Raw genomic sequence first — 2847 nt, forward strand, 5'->3', positions numbered from 1 at the left:
CCATAGCTCGTAATTTTACACTCAATTTATACCGTGACCAAATGTTTAAAAATATGGCACAAGCTCAACGACTTTGTTCTTTTGGTCTAGACACGCTTAAGCAACTTTTTAGAATGAAATAGCCCTGGTCGGTACCATTGCCGACTGATTTTTGATATTGCTAATTAAGCGCTGGATACTCTCGGGAAAACTTTGCTCCGATGAAGTCGCGTTTGCCTGAATAACCTGAATCATTTTTACATCCTCTAATTTTTGAATAAACTTGGTTGTTAGCCAAATTAGTTTAGAGCCTGCATTCCGCAGGTTGGAGGAAAGAACTATGGTATTGTTTAAGCATGACACCAATAGCATCTCCAATTAGAATACAATATCTTGACCACTGCTGCATAGTAGCTGGTATCGTTGACCACATGATCTTATAAAATATTTTGAGGAAAAGGCAAAAAGCAAAAGGCAACAAGCAACAGATAAAAAATACAAGTCTCAAACATAAAAAAAAGCCGTAGACATAATGTCCACGGCTTTTTCAATGCCACAGTAAGTGGATTTAAATTTTGATGTCAGTCAGATCCCAAACCTAACCTGATGTGATGTTATTTGATTGGCCAAAGGTCACGCTATCCGACCAGACCGGAGCCTTTATCCTGGGGGAAAACCCCCCAGAAATTTAAGCTGTTATGGCAACAGCCAATACTTCATCATTGTAGTAATCACTTCGTCTGGAACATCAGTCGGCTCCAGAGGGCTCCACTCGCAAATCTCTGCATAGCCAAAGACATAAAGCATGTGCATACTATGCATTACTGCTTGACGAGAGCCTTTCATAGTGTGCTCAACAGGTTGTTTTTTTAGGTTTGGGTTTTTTGACATGAATCAAAGATTGAATTCGTCGTTATATTTATAATAATAATGATTATTAATAGGTTTGTCAAGGGTTTAAAAAAATTTTTTTTTGGAAGTTTTAGGGGGAATAAAAAAAAGCGAACGCTTTTTTTGTTGATATATTTTTACTTATCTAGCCTTTATAATGCCGATGAGATACACAAATTTTTTCCCTACTCCCTACTCCCTACTCCCTACTCCCTACTCCCTACTCCCTACTCCCTACTCCCTACTCCCTACTCCCTATTCCCTATTCCCTATTCCCTATTCCCTATTCCCTATTCCCTATTTTTAAATAGAATCCCCTCCTGCCTTTTTTGCCTCTTCTATCCAGCTATCAAACAACTCTTGATTATTCTCAACCCATTCTTTAGCATGGCGGCGTATATCTTCTGGAGTGTTCTCACCCTCTTTGATCTTTAGGCTTTCAACGTTAATGTCCTCAGCCGGAATTTGAACTAGTTCAAACCAACGCTTGGCAACTGGGTTAGCTGCCAAAAATTTCTTGTTAGCAAAAATGCGCTGACGATCCACAGCAAATCCGAGATTTTTTCCGTCTACTGAGGTTTCTTTTTCGGTTATATTTTTTTGCAATTCAGGAAGAGATGTAAAGGGAACTTCTAACCAAACTACATCTTGCGTCGGTTTTAATACGGTAGATATCCAGTGAGGATTATAAGCATAATATAAAACACTTTCCCCTTGCTTGTAGCGAGTCATAACATCTGCAAGTAGCACAATGTATTGTCCTCTAGTGTGTTCAACCGTATCTTCTAATCCGTAAGCTTTCAGGTGATGATCGATTACTATTTCGCAAAACCAACCAGGATCACAACCGATTAAATTGGCTTTACCATTGCCATCTGTATCAAATAGTTTCGCAATTTTTGGGTCTTTAAATTGTTCCAGGTTATTAATATTATATTTATCAGCAGTTTTTTTATCGATCTGATAGCCTTGTATCCCATCAGGAGTAAGAACTCCAACTCGCTCTAACTTTTTGGTACCCCCAGCATTTTCAAAGAATTCTTGGTGTCCTCTTTCATAGTTAATAGTACTATAATCTAGGTCGCCATTAGCCACAGACACATAAATAACCGGATAGCTAATTTCTTTCGGTTTTTCTATTTCATAACCAAGTTTTTCCAGACCAATATTGACTATCTCGGTTTGAAACTGTTCCTCGATCCAGTTACTATGGGCAGAACGAACTTTAGTTTTTTTAACAGAGGACGTTGACTCACAGGCAATTGAACCCATTAAGCAAGCGATCAGAGTCATTCCTAACGTAATTTGTCTTACTTGTCGTTTCATGAAATCCTCTCCCAGGGTTTTTATCATGAAGTCTTACCTTCAGTCATAACTATAGCAGTTTTCAATGGGGTGAGGTACCTTCGTCTTGGGTTTTAGGGAGGAGGGAGTAGGGAGTAGGGAGTGTGGGGAGGGTTGGAAGTGTGGGAAGTGTGGGGAGGGGGCGCGGGGAGATGGGGGAGATTTGGATTAAGGGTAATTATCCTGACATCATATAAACCCAAATAATATATCCTAAACTATACTTATATTGCTATAATTTTAAAGTTAATAAAAAAAAACGATGCATCGCTAAAGTTATGCTTACGCTTTTTTTAGGTGTAATTTTTATGATAGCGTTTATCATACCTATGAGGCATACAAAATTTTTGCCCACTTTCCTGTTCCCTGTTCCCTGTTCCCTACTCTCTGCTCCCTGCTCCCTGCTCCCTGCTCCCTAATAAATTAGCCTTCACCAACATCAAACTGGAGATGAAACTCCACTGACTGAATTAGATTTGTAAAAACATGATATCCTATAGGAAAGGCAGGGCTATTTCATTCTAAATATAAACAAGATATGGTATAATTGAGCGCAAATTTAGTCTAATCCATCTACTCTTGTGTCTCAAATCGCAATTATAGAAGCCTTTGCAGAGCTCGAAGACCCTCGTC

3 protein-coding genes are annotated in these 2847 nt (G+C 38.9%); 1 reads left to right on the forward strand and 2 read right to left on the reverse strand.

Annotation, left to right across the window (positions count from 1 at the left end):
* Positions 1-675: 675 nt before the first annotated feature.
* The gene (locus F6K51_RS35835; RefSeq protein ID WP_293030565.1) at positions 676-870 is read right to left on the reverse strand and encodes a hypothetical protein; all 195 of its coding nucleotides are present in this window, start codon (positions 868-870) and stop codon (positions 676-678) included.
* A gap of 163 nt (positions 871-1033) precedes the next feature.
* Between F6K51_RS35835 and F6K51_RS35840 the strand changes: the two genes are divergently transcribed.
* Positions 1034-1177 (forward strand): hypothetical protein, encoded by a 144-nt coding sequence (locus tag F6K51_RS35840; protein ID WP_293030568.1) that lies wholly within the window; start codon positions 1034-1036, stop codon positions 1175-1177.
* Here the strand turns inward: F6K51_RS35840 and proX are convergent.
* On the reverse strand, positions 1174-2196 hold the full coding sequence (proX, locus tag F6K51_RS35845; protein WP_293030571.1) for a glycine betaine/L-proline ABC transporter substrate-binding protein ProX: 1023 nt from the start codon (positions 2194-2196) through the stop codon (positions 1174-1176). The two genes, F6K51_RS35840 and proX, sit on opposite strands and share 4 nt — an antisense overlap.
* Between the last annotated feature and the right edge of the window lie 651 nt (positions 2197-2847).

The organism is Moorena sp. SIO3I8 (assembly GCF_010692325.1).
In the GTDB taxonomy this organism is placed as follows: domain Bacteria; phylum Cyanobacteriota; class Cyanobacteriia; order Cyanobacteriales; family Coleofasciculaceae; genus Moorena.

What these genes read in the sequence shown, in the direction of transcription:
- F6K51_RS35840 (WP_293030568.1), top strand. Translation starts at nt 1,034, where the DNA reads ATGAGATACACAAATTTTTTCCCTACTCCCTACTCCCTACTCCCTACT.
- proX (WP_293030571.1), bottom strand. Translation starts at nt 2,196, where the DNA reads ATGAAACGACAAGTAAGACAAATTACGTTAGGAATGACTCTGATCGCT.
- F6K51_RS35835 (WP_293030565.1), bottom strand. Translation starts at nt 870, where the DNA reads ATGTCAAAAAACCCAAACCTAAAAAAACAACCTGTTGAGCACACTATG.